Source organism: Cohnella fermenti (assembly GCF_004801405.1).
GTDB classification, from domain to species: domain Bacteria; phylum Bacillota; class Bacilli; order Paenibacillales; family Paenibacillaceae; genus Cohnella; species Cohnella fermenti.
Window position 1 is genome coordinate 117,265 of the sequence record NZ_SSOB01000020.1, and the last position, 16,870, is coordinate 134,134.

General features: G+C 58.4%; 14 protein-coding genes and 1 pseudogene. 5 read left to right on the top strand and 10 right to left on the bottom strand.

Annotated features, from left to right (window positions below; translation table 11 throughout):
- Nucleotides 1–334: 334 nt before the first annotated feature.
- Nucleotides 335–1,105, top strand: coding sequence for a DNA-binding response regulator (locus E6C55_RS16840; protein WP_136370974.1), 771 nt, complete (start codon nucleotides 335–337; stop codon nucleotides 1,103–1,105).
- Here E6C55_RS16840 and E6C55_RS16845 read toward each other — a convergent pair.
- From E6C55_RS16845 to E6C55_RS16875, 7 genes are all read right to left on the bottom strand, one after another.
- The gene (locus E6C55_RS16845) at nucleotides 1,102–2,133 is read right to left on the bottom strand and encodes a hypothetical protein (protein WP_136370975.1); all 1,032 of its coding nucleotides are present in this window, start codon (nucleotides 2,131–2,133) and stop codon (nucleotides 1,102–1,104) included. The genes E6C55_RS16840 and E6C55_RS16845 overlap by 4 nt on opposite strands.
- A 250-nt stretch (nucleotides 2,134–2,383) precedes the next feature.
- Nucleotides 2,384–3,223: a carbohydrate ABC transporter permease gene (locus E6C55_RS16850; RefSeq protein ID WP_136370976.1), complete on the bottom strand. Its 840-nt coding sequence runs from the start codon at nucleotides 3,221–3,223 to the stop codon at nucleotides 2,384–2,386.
- 1 nt (nucleotide 3,224) lies between these two features.
- The gene (locus tag E6C55_RS16855; protein ID WP_136370977.1) at nucleotides 3,225–4,133 is read right to left on the bottom strand and encodes a carbohydrate ABC transporter permease; all 909 of its coding nucleotides are present in this window, start codon (nucleotides 4,131–4,133) and stop codon (nucleotides 3,225–3,227) included.
- A gap of 447 nt (nucleotides 4,134–4,580) precedes the next feature.
- Nucleotides 4,581–5,921, bottom strand: coding sequence for an ABC transporter substrate-binding protein (locus E6C55_RS16860; protein ID WP_136370978.1), 1,341 nt, complete (start codon nucleotides 5,919–5,921; stop codon nucleotides 4,581–4,583).
- Nucleotides 5,922–6,038: 117 nt separating this feature from the next.
- Nucleotides 6,039–7,610 carry a response regulator gene (locus tag E6C55_RS16865; RefSeq protein ID WP_136370979.1) on the bottom strand — a complete coding sequence of 524 codons (1,572 nt, stop codon included), beginning with the start codon at nucleotides 7,608–7,610 and terminating at the stop codon, nucleotides 6,039–6,041.
- A gap of 4 nt (nucleotides 7,611–7,614) precedes the next feature.
- On the bottom strand, nucleotides 7,615–9,360 hold the full coding sequence (locus E6C55_RS16870; RefSeq protein WP_136370980.1) for a cache domain-containing sensor histidine kinase: 1,746 nt from the start codon (nucleotides 9,358–9,360) through the stop codon (nucleotides 7,615–7,617).
- Between the two features lie 108 nt (nucleotides 9,361–9,468).
- Complete coding sequence (locus tag E6C55_RS16875) at nucleotides 9,469–10,578, bottom strand: rhamnogalacturonan acetylesterase (RefSeq protein WP_136370981.1); 1,110 nt, start codon at nucleotides 10,576–10,578, stop codon at nucleotides 9,469–9,471.
- A gap of 288 nt (nucleotides 10,579–10,866) precedes the next feature.
- Between E6C55_RS16875 and E6C55_RS16880 the strand changes: the two genes are divergently transcribed.
- The 3 genes from E6C55_RS16880 to E6C55_RS16890 all read left to right on the top strand — a co-directional run bounded on the left by E6C55_RS16880 (nucleotide 10,867) and on the right by E6C55_RS16890 (nucleotide 13,529).
- Entirely contained in the window at nucleotides 10,867–11,484 is a 618-nt protein-coding gene (locus tag E6C55_RS16880) for a DUF47 domain-containing protein (RefSeq protein WP_211093599.1), read from the top strand.
- 30 nt (nucleotides 11,485–11,514) lie between these two features.
- Nucleotides 11,515–12,513 carry an inorganic phosphate transporter gene (locus E6C55_RS16885; RefSeq protein ID WP_136370983.1) on the top strand — a complete coding sequence of 333 codons (999 nt, stop codon included), beginning with the start codon at nucleotides 11,515–11,517 and terminating at the stop codon, nucleotides 12,511–12,513.
- Between the two features lie 71 nt (nucleotides 12,514–12,584).
- Nucleotides 12,585–13,529 (top strand): DUF1861 family protein, encoded by a 945-nt coding sequence (locus tag E6C55_RS16890; RefSeq protein WP_136370984.1) that lies wholly within the window; start codon nucleotides 12,585–12,587, stop codon nucleotides 13,527–13,529.
- Nucleotides 13,530–13,603: 74 nt separating this feature from the next.
- Here E6C55_RS16890 and E6C55_RS16895 read toward each other — a convergent pair.
- Nucleotides 13,604–14,155 (bottom strand): annotated as a pseudogene (locus E6C55_RS16895) (RCC1 domain-containing protein); the annotation flags it as partial.
- Between the two features lie 213 nt (nucleotides 14,156–14,368).
- On the opposite strand from E6C55_RS16895, the gene E6C55_RS16900 reads away from it, so the two are divergent.
- The gene (locus E6C55_RS16900) at nucleotides 14,369–15,322 is read left to right on the top strand and encodes a nucleoside hydrolase (protein WP_136370986.1); all 954 of its coding nucleotides are present in this window, start codon (nucleotides 14,369–14,371) and stop codon (nucleotides 15,320–15,322) included.
- 24 nt (nucleotides 15,323–15,346) lie between these two features.
- Here E6C55_RS16900 and E6C55_RS16905 read toward each other — a convergent pair whose 3' ends face one another.
- Both E6C55_RS16905 and E6C55_RS16910 read right to left on the bottom strand, forming a co-directional pair.
- Entirely contained in the window at nucleotides 15,347–16,102 is a 756-nt protein-coding gene (locus E6C55_RS16905; RefSeq protein WP_168735699.1) for a helix-turn-helix transcriptional regulator, read from the bottom strand.
- 159 nt (nucleotides 16,103–16,261) lie between these two features.
- Nucleotides 16,262–16,813: a hypothetical protein gene (locus E6C55_RS16910; RefSeq protein ID WP_136370988.1), complete on the bottom strand. Its 552-nt coding sequence runs from the start codon at nucleotides 16,811–16,813 to the stop codon at nucleotides 16,262–16,264.
- Nucleotides 16,814–16,870: the final 57 nt, after the last annotated feature.

The window sequence follows — 16,870 nt, forward strand, 5'->3', positions numbered from 1 at the left end:
GCGTTCTTTTGGTCGATGCGGTTATTCGGTTCTGCAACTCGATCCCACAATATCGTTGTAGCTGAAGAAAGAATCGAGAGGATGTCTCCTCAGCGCTATAGGGCTATTGAGGTTGTCAGGACTATCGAGGTTGTCGAGGCTAGCGGAATTTGCAGGGGAGCGAACGATCCAAAGGAAAGGAGATTCATTAGAGGCTTGCATTTTGGATGTGTTTCCATTATCTTCAATATTATAAGGACCTGAAGCACAGGCCGTCCGTTCCGGAGAGAGTATCCGGGATGGGCGGCTTGTTGCGTTGCGGCGGGTCCGATCCAACGATGGGAGGATGACGATAGTGGAAGCGAAGAAGGCAAGCGGCAGGATGGACACGAGGACGAGGGCTTCGGGCGGACGGCTGGAGGAGCACGACATCAAGTTCGACCCGGCGTTCGAGAGCGAGTATGCGGAGATGATGGCTCGGGCAGTTAAGGAGAGTCGCGGGGAACGGAAGCGGAGGCTGCTCGAGGAGCACGGCATCGCGGAGAAAATCCTAGCCTACGTCTGGTGGCAAGCCGTCGGCAGCTTAAAGCATCTTCATCCGGAGTACGAGATTATGGACTTGAGGGGGACGACGAGGTATGCCGACTATGCTTATCTCCCTTCGCCCGTATTCGGGTTGCTTCTGGAGGCCGACGGCTTCGGTCCGCACTGGCGAGAGATCAGCCGCTGGAAGTTCGACGACAACGAGGAACGCCAGAATTTGCTGCTGATCGACGAGTGGAAGCTGCTGCGCTTCTCCTTCGACGGGTTGAAGGACAAGACCGTCCGCTGCAAGCAGACGATCCTGATGGCGCTCGCCCGCTGGGGCCGCCCGATCGGAGGCGAGAAGGTCGAGTTGAACGTGTACGAGCGGGCGATTTTGCATTATGCGACAACTTCGGATGCGGAGAAGCTAACTCCTAAATTAGTATCTCATGAACTAAAGATTAGTCTTAAGACAACGATATCGTTCATGTCATCCTTGTCTGAGAAGAAACTGCTGACTCCTATCATCTCATTAACAGGCAGAAAGATGGCCTATCTATTGCCCACTCGCAGATTAAGCACTTCGAAGAGGGGGATTTAGTGCCACACATCGGCGCGCAGTCGGGGGAATAGGCGAATGTGCGGTATGGAGTGCCACACATCGGCGCGCAGTCGGGGGAACGGGCGAATGTGTGGTATGGAGTACCATACATCGGCGCGCAGTCGGGGCAACAGGCGAATGTGTGGTATGGAGTACCATACATCGGCGCGCAGTCGGGGGAACAGGCGAATGTGTGGTATGGAGTACCACACATCGGCGCGCAGTCGGGGGAACAGGCGAATGTGTGGTATGGAGTACCGTACATCGGCACGCAGTTGGGGGAACAGGCGAATGTGTGGTATGGAGTACCATACATCGGCGCACGGACGGGGCAACGGGCGAATGTGTGGTATGAAGTACCATACATCGGCGCGCAATCGGGGCAACGGGCGAATGTGTGGTATGGAGTGCCACACATCGGCGCGCAGTCGGGGGAACGGGCGAATGTGTGGTATGGAGTACCACACATCGGCGCGCAGTCGGGGGAACGGGCGAATGTGTGGTATGAAGTACCATACATCGGCGCGCAGTCGGGGGAACAGGCGAATGTGTGGTATGGAGTGCCACACATCGGCGCGCAGTCGGGGGAACAGGCGAATGTGTGGTATGGAGTACCGTACATCGGCGCGCAATCGGGGCAACAGGCAAATGTGTGGTATGGAGTACCACACATCGGCGCGCAGTCGGGGGAACAGGCGAATGTGTGGTATGGAGTACCGTACATCGGCGCGCAGTCGGGGCAACGGGCGTATGTGTGGTATGGAGTACCATACATCGACGCGCAGTCGGGGGAACAGGCGAATGTGTGGTATGGAGTGCCACACATCGGCGCGCAGTCGGGGGAACGGGCGAATGTGTGGTATGGAGTACCATACATCGACGCGCAGTCGGGGCAACGGGCGAATGTGTGGCATGGAGTACCATACATCGGCGCGCAGTCGGGGGAACAGGCGAATGTGTGGTATGGAGTACCATACATCGACGCGCAGTCGGGGGAAAACAGGCGAATGTGTGGTATGGAGTACCATACATCGGCGCGTAGTCGGGGGAACAGGCGAATGTGTGGTATGGAGTACCGTACATCGGCGCGCAGTCGGGGCAACAGGCGAATGTGTGGTATGGAGTACCGTACATCGGCGCGCAGTCGGGGGAACAGGTGGTATGGAGTACCGTACATCGGCGCGCAATCGGGGCAACAGGCGAATGTGTGGTATGGAGTACCACACATCGGCGAAGGCCCCCTCAACCATCGAGGGGGCCCACTCAGAACCAAACTAATTACTTCAATCCGCTAGTTGCGATGCCTTCCACGATGTAGCGTTGGAACAGGAAGAAGATGACGAACACCGGCACCAGGCTCAGGATGGACATGGCGAACATGCCGCCCCAGTTGTTCAGGGATTCGCCGTCGAGGAACAGCTTCAGCGCGAGCGATACCGGGTACAGGTCCGGCTTGTTTAAGTACAGAAGCGGGTGGTAGAAGTCTTCCCACGTCCAGTAGAAGGAGAAAATCGCCGCGGTCACGAGAGCCGGCACGCACAGCGGCAGGATGACCTTGAAGAAGATGCCGTACTTCGAGCAGCCGTCGATCTTGGCCGCCTCGTCCAGGTCGAGCGGGATGGTGCGGATGAACTGCATGATCAGGAAGATGAAGAACGGAACTCCGAAGAACTGCGGCACGATAATCGGCTTAAACGAAGACAGCCAGCCGAAGTCGGAGAACATGATGTACTGCGGGATAATCGTGACGTCGCGCGGCAGCATCATCGTCATCATCATTGCGCCGAACCAGAACGCGCGGCCGAAGAAGCGGATGCGGGTGAACGCGTAAGCGACGAGGCCGGAGCTGGCGACCGCTCCGATCGTGGAGAGGATCGCGATGATGAACGAGTTCTTGAAGAAGTTCGCGAATGTGTTGCCGGCGAAGCCTGCCCAGCCGCTCTTGTAGTTCTCCCAGGCGATACGGCTCGGGATGAGACTGTTCGCGGTGGTGAACACCTCCTGGCTTGGCTTGAAGGAGCTGACGAACAGCCAGATAAGCGGATACAGCATCACGAGAGCGAGCCCGCCGATGATGATATGGTAGAAAACATTATTCCAGCGTCTCTGAAGGGCCATTTTAGTTGCCTCCTTTGTTCTCGTAATGCACCCAGTACTTCGAGGTCTGGAACAGGATCAACGTCATGACGCCGATGACGATCAGCATGATCCAAGCCATGGCCGACGCGTAGCCCATCTCGTAGTATTCGAACGCGCGCTTGTACAGGTTCAGCGAGTAGAGCAGCGTCGAATCCAGCGGACCGCCTTCGCCGCGGGAGATGATGTAAGCCGGCGTGAACGTCATGAACGAGGAGATCGTCTGGTTGATCAGGTTAAACAGGATGATCGGGCTGAGCATCGGAATCGTGATTTTGAAGAACTGGCGAAGCTTGCCCGCGCCGTCGACGCCGGACGCTTCGTACATCTCCCTCGGGATGCTCTTGAGACCCGCGAGGAAGATGAGCATCGAGGAGCCGAATTGCCATACCGCCAGGGCGATGAGCGTCCAGATGGCCGTCTCCGGCGTTCCGATCCACGACTTGGTCGATTCGATGCCGATCAGGCCGAGCGCCGAGTTGATGATGCCTTGGTCGCCGAACACTTGAGTCCAGAGGATCGAGACCGCGACGCTGCCGCCGATGAGCGAAGGCAGGTAGTACGCGGAACGGTAGAAGCCGACGCCCTTGATCGAGCGGTTCAGCAGCATCGCGACCCCGAGGGCGAACGCGAGCCGCAGCGGCACACTGGCGAATACGTAGGTGAAGGTTACGCGAACGGACTTCCAGAACTTGTCGTCGTCCGTGAACATGCGCGTGAAGTTATCGAAGCCGATGAAGTTGGGCTTGGTCAGCATGTTGTAGTCGGTGAACGAGTAGTAGAGGGAGGAGGCCATCGGGAACAGGATGAACACCAGGAACCCCAGAATAAACGGAGCGGAGAAAATATAACCGACCATATGGTCATTGTGCAGCAGCTTCTTCTGCTTCATGACTTCAACTCCCTTGGTTGTGCGCGTTGTCGATACTTTTATTATGCCGAGTCAAGCGCACATTCAGAAGGCAAAAAACCGTGCTTTTTGTTTAATTAGCCGACTTGCCGCGGGGAACGGTCAGAAATTTGCAGGGGGAAAAGGGAGCACCTGAACGGGAGGAGCAGAGGAACTCGGGTGGAAGGGGATCGACGGTTGGAGGAAGGGAGACGATGAGTGAACGGGCGCGCCCGCAAGGAGCCCGTCGCCGCGCGCCGCAATCTCCACAACCGCACCTCCGCAACCGCAACCCGCGCAATGCGCACAAAACCGCCCCGCGGGCGGCGATCTGGGATCGCCGGCGGCGGGGCGGTTGGGCAGTCGGGCCGTGCTATGCGTTGCCGAGAAGGGCGGCGCGTGAAGCCCGCCCCTCTCGGCCGGGGGCGGGCGTGCTTAGCCCGCGCGCGATTACTTGCTCAGAATTTTGTTCGCTTGCGTGCGGAATTCCTTGGCCGCATCCTCGACGGAGATTTTCTTGTACATGATCTTCTCGGCGGTCTCCTTGAGCAGCTTGTCGACTTCCGTCGCGCCGGTCGGGTTCGGAGGGTCCATCTGCGTTGCGTTCTCTTCGGCCCAAGCGACATATTCGAACACCTTCGTCTGCTCAGGCGTCAGGGAATCCTTCAGCGCGTCCTTGACGGCGGAAGAGACCGGTACGCCGCGCTCGCCCATGATGATCTTGTTCGCGTCGACGTTGTTCACCCAGAAGTCGATGAACTTCGCCGCTTCTTCCTTCACCTTGGAGTTCTCCGCAATCGAGAAGAACATGGAAGGCTTGAGGAACAGCGCGCCGTTCTCGTTCCAGCCCGGTACAGGCAGGATCTCAAGCGGACGGTCTGCGACTTGGGAAGACAGGATGTACTGGTTGGACCAGTTCCACGTGCTGACCGCGTTGCCGAGCTCGAGCTCGCCGTCTTCCGGCGTGCCCTTCTTCTGCGCCAGCTTGTCCAGCGAGAGCAGGTATCCGCTTTGGTACCAGTTGTTGTATTGCGTGAACCAATCGACGAAGTACTTGTCGTCGTCGTAGCCGAGGCTCTTGCCGTCGGTGGCGTACATATGCTGGCCTTGGCTTCTCAGGTAGAACGGGAAGAAGACGTCGTGGCGCAGGTCGCCGGCGAGCAGCTTGCCTTGGGCCTTCAGCTTGTCGCCGAGAGCGGTGAAGTCGTCCCAAGTCCAGTTCTCGGACGGCATCGTCGCGCCGGCCTTCTCCAGCATCGCTTTGTCTACCATGGCGAGCAGAGCGTTGTTGCCGAGGTTGAACGCGTACAACTTGTCGTTCACCTTGCCGCCGGAGATGGCGGATTCGCTGATGTTCGTCGTGTCGATCGTCTTGCTGTCGATATATTGCGTCAGGTCGGCGATCTGGCCTTGGGTCGCGTACTGATTCAGGTAGGAGATGTCCATCTGGATGATGTCCGGAAGGTTCTTCGCTGCCGCTTGCGGAGCTAGCTTCTTCCAGTAGTCGTCGAAGCTGGCGTATTCCGGCTCGATCGTGACGTTCGGATGAAGCTCCTCGTACATCTCGATAACCTTAAGCGTATAATCGTGACGGGATTGGCCGCCCCACCAGGCGATGCGAAGGGTAACCGGATCGTTGTTGCTGCTTGCGGATGCCGTCGCTTGGCTGCCGCCGGATGCCGAAGGGCTTGAGCCGGCATTGGAGCCGCTGTTATTGTTGCTGCTGTTGCCGCATGCCGCCAAGCCGAGAACCAGGGAACTCGACAACAGTACCGTAAGCGCCTTTTTCATATCTTTTTCCTCCCCGTTGTACATAAGCTTCTATTCTGACAATTGGTGTAACTGCTTACATTGTCTATTATCGCGATTTAGACCGGCGAGGGTAAGGCAAAAAACCGAGTTGATTGTTCAAAAACCAGAGTTCTCCGAGCCCTTCATGTATTCCGATGGGGTGCAGCCGAACTGCTTCTTGAACACTTGGCTGAAGTATTGGGGGTTGTCGCCGAACCCGAGACGCTCGGCCAGCTCGAAGATCTTGATGTCGGATTGCTCGGAGATGAGCTGCGCCGCAAGCTTCATACGCGATTTCATGACGAAGTTGGAGAACTTCTCTCCCGTCTCTTTCTTGAATAGTTTGCCTAGATAATCGGCATTCATGTACAGCATCTCGCCCGCGACGAAGTTCAGAGACAGATCGGGGTTCCCGAGCTGCTCGTTGATAATGTCGATGACCTTGCGCACGATGCTCGTATGCTTCACGACATTCTGCTCATAGTACCGCTTGGTAATCTCCCGAACGGTTGCGAGCAGGAAGTCCTGCATCGCCTGAAGCGTGTTCGTCTCCAGCAGGAGCGGGAGCTTCTTGTAATTCTCGTTAAGCCGCTGCGGGTCGTCAAGCCGGATCAGGGCGATGAATTGCTGAATCGCGTACGTGCGGACCATGCCGATGTCGAGCTGCGCGCTCCGCAGCGGGTCGAACAGCTCGGCCAGCACCTCTTCGGCCTCCTGAAGATGGCCGGAGCGAATCGGCAGCAGAATTCGCTCTTCGTCGAATTCGTAGTCGCCCATCGCGCCCATCGGCTGCGAGGCCGGCGGCAGGATGTCCGTAGCCGTGATGATGCCGCCTTCGCCGAGATAGAAGCGGTAATTCAGGCATTGCAGCGTCTCCTGGTAGAGCGCGCGGGCGCGGACCATCTCCCCGAGGCTGCTGACGGCGATCGTGATATCGAGCTTGTAATATTGCAGGAACGTCTGACGGATGCGGTTGAGCTGCTCCTGCAGCGCTTCTTCGCTTGTCGGCTCCTCGATCAGGATGAGCGCGTGATTGCTGACGGTTGTGCTGAGAACGGTGGCGTCGAGAATGTCCTCGGCGATGTTCTTGACGGCGAACAGGAACTCGAACTCCGCCGCTCCTTCGATCTGGAACAGCAGCAATTGGACCGGACGCTCGATATCGTAACCGAACAGCTCGCGATAGTAGTTCAGGTCCTGGATGCCGTACGTCTTGTTCGTGACGAACTCCTTCAGAAGCTGCTCCTTGACGTGAGGGACGATCTTCCGGTAGCGCTGCTTCATATTCGCAATGAAGTTCCGCTGGTCTTGCGCCGCGTCCAGCTCGGCGACGATCTCTTCGAGCGCCGCGGCGATCTTGTGCTCGTTCGTCGGCTTGAGCAGGTAGTGCTTCACGCCGTACTGCATGGCGCGGTTCGCGTATTCGAATTCGCTGAAGCCGGACAGGACGATGAAGCGAATATGCGGGTGCGACGCATGGGTCTTGGCGACGAGCTCCAGTCCGTCCAGGCCGGGCATCCGAATGTCCGTGATGACGATGTCCGGGGAGTCGGCGACGATTCTCTCGTAGGCGGCGATTCCGTTCTGCGCGGTGCCGATCAGTTCGGTGCGGCAGCGCGACCAATCGATCATGCTGGAGATGCCGTCCAGAATGATTCTCTCGTCGTCGACGAGCAAGGTTCTGTACATAAGATTATCCCTCCGGTTGCTTCGGGATGCGAACGATGACCCGCGTGCCATGCCCCGGCCGATTCTCGACCTGAACGCCGTAGCCGTCTCCGAAGCTGAGTTTGATTCTGTCGTCGATATTCAGCAGGCCGATGCCCTTGCCGCCCGCCTGCAGCTCTCCGCTCCTCAGCTTGGCGAGCGTGTTCGCAGGCATTCCCGGGCCGTCGTCCTCGACGGTCAGGCTGAGGCCGCTCTCGGTCTCGTAAGAGCGGATCGTAATCGTACAGACGCCGATGGACGGCTCCAGCGCGTATTGGATGGCGTTCTCCACGAGCGGCTGAAGCGTCAGCTTCGGAATGCGGAGGGAGCGGTAGCGTTCCGGAATCTCCAGCGAGAAGGCCAGCCGTTCTTCGAAGCGGAACTTCTGGATCGTGATGTAGCTCCGGACGATCTCGATCTCATCCCCGAGCGTCACGATCGGCTCGCGTACGCTCACGGAATTGCGCAGCAGCATGCCGAGCGCTTCGACCATCTGCGAGATCTGCGTCTGCTTGTTCATCTTCGCGAGCCAATTGATCGATTCAAGCGTGTTATATAGAAAATGCGGGTTGATCTGGGCCTGAAGCGCTTTGAACTGAGTCTCCTTGATGAGCAGTTGGTGCGAGTAGTTCTCGGTGATCAGGATGTTGATCCGATCCACCATCAAGCGGAACGTTCGCTGGAGCAGCCCGATCTCGTCCATCGCGATGCTCGCGTCGTCGGCCGCGCTCACGTTCGCTTCCGCGAAGTTCCCCTTCTCGGCCAGCTTCATTCGGCCGATCAGCTCCTCGATCGGACGGGTCAGGCTGCGCGCGAAGCGGATTCCCCACAGGAGGGCGATGACGAAGATGCCGACAAACACGTACACGACGATCTTCTTGATCAACAGGATGCGTTCGAATATCTGGTTGTACGGAGTGAGGTTCAGGTACGTCCATCCCGTCGACGAGGAGCGGCTGTGGGAGATAAACTGCGTCTCCCCGTTGATCTCACGGGTGAAGTAGCCCGTCCGGTCGGCCAGCTTGTCCGTCAGCTCGGTCGGATTAAATGAAGGCTTCTGCGGGTAGACGATGTCGGTGCCCGAGAGTATGTACAGTTCCCCGTCTCCGACGGCGAGCTTATGCACGATGGAATCGAGGTCGATCCGAATGATTAGCGTGCCCAGGTAGAGCAGATCGATCTTCGAATTGATATAGGAACGGACCTCGCGAACGAGAATAAGAGAAGAGTCGCTCGCATCCGGATACAACCAGACGATTCCTCCTTCGGCTTCGCCGGCTTGCTGCATGATCCGGGCCTTCTTCGTGGAGGAGATCGCGGCGGAGTTGCCCGAGCCCGTCTCTCCGCCGCGCGAGTCGATCAGTTGAATGGAGCGGATGTACGGTTCGCTGCCGCTGTAGCCGATCATCAGATCGACCAGATCCTGTCTCAGGATATGATCGTCGTAATCCGAGGTGCTGGCCTTCAGGCTGCGAAGCACGCTCTGGAGCTGCACGTCCGAGACGATGTTGAAGGACAATTGCTCAAGCTGCTTGAGCTGCGATTCGATGGCCGCCGAGCTCAGGTTCAACACCTGGGACGACTTCGAATGAAGCTGCTTGTCGTATTCCGAGAAGGCATACTGCTGGGCAATCAGAATAAAGGCGAACGAGAAGAGGACGATCATCGCAATGACGATCGTCAGCTTGTTTCTGATCTTCATATGACGGAATAGGCCGAAGAATCTCTCCATGCTCCACCTCTCTGTACGCCGGACGTATCGAAGGGATATGCAAAGTATGTCACTTCGGCGGAAAAACTGTCAATGTCAGAGAGAAAACTTCACGACTTCATGATCGGACTAGCGGATGTACATCGCGAGCGGCCAGAGATCGAGCGCCCTAATCTCTTCCACGACGAGCCTTGCGATCCGAATCGCGCCCTGCTCCTGGAAGTGGGTGTTGTCCTCGATGCCGCCGGGGAAGTTCGCGAACTCTCCGCGGGCTCCCCACATGAAGAGCTGCTTCGAATTGTCGGGGCCAAGCTCCTCAAGCAGCGACTTCGTGCGGGCGGCCAGGTCGATCAGCGGCGTGCCCGTCTCCGCGGCCAGCTCGCGAACGGCGGTCAGGTACGCCCCGTGCGTATCCTGCAGCGTGCCGTCCTCCGCGAAGTAGCGGCGATGAACGGATGTGATCAGCACCGGATGAGCCCCGCGCTCCCGGGCGCCGTCGATGTAGCGGAGAAGATGCTCCTTGTACGTCGTCGCAGGGTCGGTGAAGCGCTCCTCGTCCGGCTTCTGGTCGTTATGGCCGAATTGAATAAACAGGAAGTCGTTCGGCTTGATCGCTTCCCAGATGGCATCCAGCCGCCCTTCGCCGATGAAGCTCTTCGAGCTTCGGCCCGACATCGCTTCGTTCGCGATGATGACGTCGTGCTTAAGGAACGCGGCGAGCATCTGCCCCCAGCCGGCATACGGGTAGCCGTCCTCCGGCTGATCGGTCACCGTCGAGTCCCCGGCGAGGAAGAGCGCAAGCGCATGCGGCGCGGCATTGATCTCGAGCGCATTGATGCGCGGGGCCTGGCCGGAGAATTGCAGGCGAATGCAGCCGCCCTTGGCCCGGACCGAGACGGTCTCGCGCACGAATTGGCCCGGGCTTGTCCGCAGCCCGGAGATCAGCAGCCGGCCCGGCGCCGCTTTAACCGTCGTATGGGACGGCAGAATCCAGTCGCCGATCAACAGGCTGAGCTGATAGCTGCCGTCGGGCACGTCGACGCGGAATTCCGCATCGGCCGGAATGATCAGATCTCGTCTGAGCGCGTCGGGCTCGCCGCGATCGCGGGCGGCAATGTCGGGCTCGCCCGTGAAGCCGCAGCCGACGGAAGGATGGTACCTGCTTGCGGGAGTCGCCTTGATGTAACCGGCGGCGGCTTCTCCCACGCCGAAATCGAACTTCCAAGATGATGCAGTCATGACGGTGAGACCTCCGTTGTAGGATTTTAACTTCCTTTAAGAATAGCTCGCGGGACGCGGGTTCGTACAGATCAAATATCCGGGCAATGGGTTGAGAAGGCAAGCGGGACAAGGAATTTCGCGAACGGTGTCGATTCGTAGGACGGTTATTGTCGCCGCCGTTGGGTCAAACTTTAAGGAAGACCTTGGCGAACCTTAAGAAAAGCCCTATACCATGCGGTCGAACGCTGTGATAAGATATGAAATGGGCTTGGCAGTCAAGGCATCTTTATTGGGAAAGAAGGGCTATTGGTGTTCCGGAAAAAAGACATTTTTTTTAAAACGCTTGAGGAGATGGCCGACCTAATCCAGGAGACGGTCGAACGATTCGCGGCCGCGGTTGACGGAGACTTGGGGAATGTGACAGCATTCGCCAAAGAAATGAAGGATTTCGAGCATCGCGGAGATCAACTTGCTCATTTGATATTCACGGAATTAAATAAAGTGTTTATTACCCCTATCGAGCGGGAAGACATTCTGGAGCTCACGAAGCTGCTGGACGATGTCCTGGACGGAATCGAGGCGTGCGCATCCCGCTTCGCGATGTACCACATCCACAAGCCCGATGCCTACATTCGGAAGTTCGGCGACGTGCTGCGTCGTTCCTCGCTGGAGATCAAGGCCGCAATCAATCTGCTCACCCAGAAGAAGCTGCTCGCCATGCAGACCCACTGCGTCAAGCTGAACGAACTGGAGAACGAAGGCGACGATCTGATGCGCGAAGGCATCAGCCATCTTTTCCAGAATGTGAAGGACCCCATCGAGCTCATCAAGTTCAAGGATATGTACGAGCGTCTTGAAGAGACGACGGATGCATGCGAAGATGTCGCCAATACCTTGCAATCGATCATCATGCGCAATTCTTAATCGCGCAGAATAGGAAAGAGACGATACCGTATGGATCATATGACCTTTATCATTGTCATCATCGTACTGCTCGCGCTCGCCTTCGACTTCATCAACGGCTTCCACGATACGGCGAACGCCATCGCCAGTTCCGTGTCCACACGGGCGCTGAAGCCGCGGGTCGCGATCATTCTCGCAGCGACGATGAACTTCGTGGGAGCGCTGATGTTCACCGGGGTGGCCAAGACGATCGGAGGCAGCGTGACGGACCCGTTCAAGCTGGAGCACGGCTTGACGGTCATCTGCGCGACGCTTGTCGGCGCGATTATCTGGAACCTCGTCACATGGTGGCTGGGCATTCCTTCTTCCTCTTCCCATGCCCTCATCGGCGCGCTGGCCGGGGCGGCGGTCGCCTCGGAGGGCTGGAACGGAATCAATTACAGCGGCTTCTCCACCATCATCGTCGGCCTGATCGTCTCGCCGATTATCGCCTTTATCCTGGGCTATATCGTCATGTTCCTGCTGAAGCATATATTCGCGAACTCATCTCCGCGCCACGTCAACCGGGTATTCCGGACAGGCCAGGTCATGACCGCCGCGCTGCAATCGTTCACCCACGGGACGAACGACGCCCAGAAGGCGATGGGCATCATCACGATGGCTCTTGTCGCCGGGGGCATCCAGGATCATCTGGACGTGCCGCTGTGGGTCAAGATCTGCGCGGCGACCGCGATGGCGCTCGGAACCTCGCTCGGCGGATGGAAGATCATCAAGACGATGGGCACGAAGATCTTCAAGATCGAGCCGATCAACGGCTTCGCGGCCGACCTGAGCGGCGCCGCCGTTATTTTCTCCGCTACGCTGACGCATCTGCCGGTCAGCACGACTCACGCGATCACGTCCGCCATTCTCGGCGTCGGCTCCGCGAAGCGCTTCTCGAGCGTTCGCTGGAACACGGCCGGCCGGATCGTCGTCTCCTGGATCGTGACCATTCCCATCTCTGCCGCTATGGCGGCTATTCTGTACTGGATCTTTGCGTTGTTCCATTAGATAATAGAGAGCAATAAGACGAAGCGAACGGACGATGCCGAGCTCATCGTTCGCGCGAATGGAGGGCCGTCATGCATACATCCGTTGGTCAGGCCAAGTCATGCGCCGTTCTATTCGAACAATTCAAGAAGGACCGCCCGGAGAGGAAGGGCGAGAAGCTGATCTTCTCCGGGGTAAGCGGCCGCGATGTATACAACATCACGGCTCCGTTCCCGGACGACGGCGAGCTCGTGATCGCCGGGCGTGTCGAGGACCGCGCCAGCGAACGCTCGCAGATCATGTTCTTCGTGCAGCGGGAAGGGCGCTGGGTGCCGCGGAAGGGGGCGCCGGTGTTCGATCTGCAGGACCCGTTCGTCTCGTTTATCCGCGGCGAGCTTGTCTTCGGCGGAGTGGAAGTGTACTTCGACGGGGACGATCCTCATTACGTAACCTCGTGGCGCACCGTGTTCTACCGCGGTTATCGGATCGCGGATCTGGAGCCGTTCGCGAAGGGGCCGCTGACGATGAAGGACATTCGTCTCGTGGAGCTTGCAAGCGGCGGCATCGGCGTCTTCACCCGTCCGATGCCGGTCGGCGACGCCAGAGCGATGATCGGCTATACCGAGATTGCCGGGCTCGAGGAGCTGACGGAAGAGCGAATGGAGCAAGCCGACGTGCTGCCGGACCAATTCCTGAAGGTGGAATGGGGCGGCGGCAACGAGGCCCATCTGCTGAGGAACGGCATGATCGGCGTGCTGGGCCACATCGCCCGCATGGATGACGGGAACATCCGCCATTACTACCCGATGGCGTTCGGCTTCGATCCGGTCAGCCGTGTCGCGACGCCGCTGAAGCTCATCGCTTCCCGCGACATGCTCCCGGACGGGCCGGCGAAGCGTCTCGATCTGGTGGACGTTCTCTTCAGCGGCGGACTCGTCCGTCACGGCGACGGCACGGCAACGCTCTACACGGGAGTGAGCGACGCCGAGGCCCATCGCCTCGTCATCGACGACCCCTTCTTGGAATACGAGCATTGAGCTTCCAATCGGCAACCCCTGTATTCATCGGCATCGCGCCGGTCGGGTACAGGGGTTGTCTGTCGAATCGGCTAGCTCCCGGCCGCTTGGATGCCGCGCCAGCCGCTTACCTCGCATTGGCCATATGTATTATCGCCCGCGGCGACCACTGTGCCGTCCGATTTAAGCCCGAGCGTATGAGCGCACCCCGCCGCAACCGCGACAATATCGGACCAGCCGCTCACCTGGCAGCAGCGATGCTCATTCCTGCCCGCGGCAACGACCGTGCCGTCCGATTTAAGCCCGACGGTACGACGCCAGCCTGCCGCAACCGCCACAATGCCGGACCAGCCGCTCACCTGGCATTGGCCATGCTTGTTCCACCCTGCCGCCGCCACCGTGCCGTCCGATTTTAGACCGATCGTATGGGCATTCCCCGTGTTCGTCGCCAGATGAACATTGCCGGCCGCAACCGCAACAATATCGCGCCAGCCGCTGACCTCGCATTGGCCGTATTTATTATCGCCCACGGCCGACACCGTCCCATCCGCTCTAACACCAACGCTATGACGGGGACCCGCCGCTATCGTATTTTCAGACCGCTGTCGTTCCATAACCGCCGCTTCCGTCGTTGAAGTGTAATCCATGCTCCGCCCCCAACCCCCTATATAGGTTAAATACTTCGCGCCTTCATGGAACAATCCCGCCCCCGTCGCTTGCCCATGGTCAGCCAAATCCCGCTATACTTCCCCCGAATATTGACATATTCGCGAGACGGATTGATTTACAATAGAGGAGGAATTCGGCAGTCAACAGCAATCGGCAGCAATCCATAATGAGACCACTGGAGGCAACCGCCAATGACCTTGAACCCGCAACCGAACAGTGCAACGCCCAAGCTGAGCCAGGAGCAACTGCTCCGCCGGCTCGCCCGGCCCGAAGGCAAGATTCGCATCGTGCTGGACACGGATACGTATAACGAGATCGATGACCAATTCGCGGTCGTTTACGCCTTGAAGTCCCCGGAACGAATGAAGGTGGAGGCGCTCTATGCCGCCCCGTTCCATAACGACAGATCGGACGGACCGAAGGACGGAATGGAGAAAAGCTACCGGGAACTGCAACGAATCGCGAAGCTGCTGCCCGAGGCGGAGGGAGTGCCGATTCTTCGCGGGTCCGACCGTTACTTGCCGGATTCGCATACGGCCGTCGCAAGCGAAGCGGCGAAGGACCTCGTGAAGCGCGCGCTGGAGAGCCCCGAGAACGATCCGCTGTACGTCGTCTCCATCGGAGCGATCACGAATGTGGCGTCCGCGCTGCTCATGGAACCGTCCATCGCTTCGCGCATCGTCATCGTCTGGCTGGGAGGCCACGCGCTGGAATGGACGGATACGAACGAATTCAACATGATGCAGGATTACGCGGCGTCTTCCCTGATTCTGAACAGCGGCGCACCGCTTGTGCTCCTCCCGTGCATGGGCGTCAGCTCTCATCTGCTGACGACGCTGTCCGAGATCCGGGAGTTCGTGAAGGACAGCGGGCCGATCGGGCAGTACTTGTATGACACGTTCCGGGATTGCAACGACGACCATTACGCCTACTCCCGCGTTATCTGGGATATCGCGACGATCGCTTATCTGATTGACGATTCCTTCGCCCCCAGCGTGCTGATCCACAGCCCGGTCTTGTCCGAAGACATGCGCTGGAGCAAGGACGAGCGGCGGCATTGGATTCGTTACGTGTACTACCTGCACCGGGACCTCGTCTTCCGCGATCTGTTCCGGAAGCTGGTGCCCAGAGAATCCGAAGCTTAGATCATCGAACTGCAGGTCATCCCTTTACAGGATGAAGTTCTTGCGCTTGAACTCCGTCGGGGTAAGCCCCGTCAGCTTGCGGAAGGTTCCCGAGAATTGGGAGCTGCTCGTGAAGCCGCATTCCTGACAGAGCGAGCTCATCGACAAGTCGGTCGACAGCATCAGCTTCTTGGCGTGTTCGATTCGTTTGCTTATGATGTAATTCCAAGGGGATTCTCCCGTCTTCAGCTTGAAGAGATGGCGGAAGTGGTCGTAGCTGTACCCCGACATTCTGGCGAGCGAAGGAAGATGAATATCCTGGTTGAAGTTCTCGTGAATGTAATTCTCGATATAGTCGAACGAGCTCGAGATGAACTGCTGCGTACGAGTTCTCTCGAATTCGATCAGGAATTCGTTCAATAGGAGCTCAAGCTTCCATTGGAAACGCAGGCTTCGGTTGAGCAGCTCCCGTTTCATCTTGCTGACGATGGGCAGCAGCTGGCAGGAAGGGTCCGCATAGGTTCCGTTGGCAAGAAGCCGCGACAGGTCCGGGTATTCATGCGCAAGGAATCCGATGCAAACCAGATCGGTCTCTTCGCGGTGGCTCTCGTTATGGTAGACGGCAGGCCGAATCAAGCTGAAGGTGTTGGCCGAGTAGGAATAAGACGTATTGTCGATCACGCCGTCGCCTGCCCCTTCCAGGTAATAGACGAGCTCGAAGCAATCATGACGGTGGAACGGGACCGCGGTGCCGGGGCGGTGCGAGAAGGCGAACGAGAATTCAAGCCGCTGGACGAACATCGAACTTCTCCTTTCCTGGGTATCGCCCAATAATGATAGCTTCATCATATCAATGATTGGCGCATAGAGGGAAGATGCTGACGCCGACGCCGGAACAACGAAATCAGGGCCGTCCCGCAAGTCAACGACTTGCGAGGCGGCCCCTCGTAATTATTCGGACTACCGACGATTGTTGCCTGCCCTTCGTTTGCCCTTGGACCCGCCCTTGCGACGATAGCGCTCCCTCGAACCGGAACCGGAGCCGGAACCGTAACGCCTCGTTCTTCTGTTCGAGGAACGGCGTCTGCGCCGGCGTCTTCGGCGCGGGCGATACGAATCCTCCGAGTCGTCGTCCGACGAGCCGCCCTTCTTGCCCATGAACAGCTTGATCAGCGGAGCCATCTGCTGCACGGTCGTCATGAACTTCTGAACCTTGCCCACGTTCGAGAGCAAGCCTTCAACCCCGCCCATCCGATCAAGCATTCCCTTGAGGTCGTTCAGGTTGAAGTTATTGAGCAAGCCCTTGAGGGGCGAAGCGGCTTGCGGAGCGGCGGGAGGGAGCACCTGCACCGGCAGGCCTGCCGCGGGAGGGGGTCCGACGAACGCATTCGTCGCCGCCGTATCGCCGCCGATTCCCGGGTAACCGGCATAGCCCCCGGGGCCGATTCCATCCAGCGGCGAGCCCATCCAGTTGTCCGGCTGCGGCACGCTGCCTTGCACATCCCTCTTCATCTGGCTTCCACCTCCCTTGATGGCGACATACGGAACGTTATGCTACAGGATATGCGC